Origin of the sequence: Bradyrhizobium sp. SHOUNA76 (assembly GCF_023006445.1) — a bacterium.
Taxonomy (GTDB): Bacteria; Pseudomonadota; Alphaproteobacteria; order Rhizobiales; family Xanthobacteraceae; genus Bradyrhizobium.
On sequence record NZ_JALBHA010001114.1, the window covers coordinates 1 to 548 of the forward strand.

Annotated in this window: 1 protein-coding gene; it reads left to right on the forward strand. The window is 67.3% G+C overall.

Annotated features, from left to right (window positions below; all coding sequences use genetic code 11):
• Positions 1-548: DEAD/DEAH box helicase (locus MOV74_RS40030; protein ID WP_246933091.1), on the forward strand; the 548-nt coding region annotated here is incomplete at both ends.

The following is a 548-nucleotide window of genomic DNA, read 5'->3' on the forward strand; positions in this document are numbered from 1 at the left end:
CGGCCGGCGCGCACATCGTGGTCGGCACGCCCGGCCGGCTCTGCGACCATTTGCGGCGCGGCCGTCTCGACATCTCGGAATTGAAAGCGGTCGTGCTCGACGAGGCCGACGAGATGCTCAATCTCGGCTTTCGCGAGGACATGGAATTCATCCTCGAGACCACGCCGGAAACGCGCCGCACCCTGATGTTCTCGGCGACGTTCCCGCGCGGCATCGTCGCGCTGGCCAAGCAGTATCAGCAGCAGGCGTTCCGGATCGAGGTTGCCGGCGACGAGGGCGGTCACGCTGATATCGAGTATCGCGCCATCCGGATTGCGCCCGCCGATGCCGAGCATGCCGTCGTCAACGTGCTGCGCTTCTACGAGGCGCCGAGCGCTCTCGTGTTCTGCAGCACACGCGATCACGTCAGGCATTTGCAGGCGGCGCTGCTGGAGCGCGGCTTCTCCGTGGTCGCGCTCTCAGGCGAATTGACGCAGAACGAGCGCACCATGGCGCTGCAGTCGCTGCGTGACGGGCGCGCCCGCGTCTGCGTCGCGACCGACGTCGCC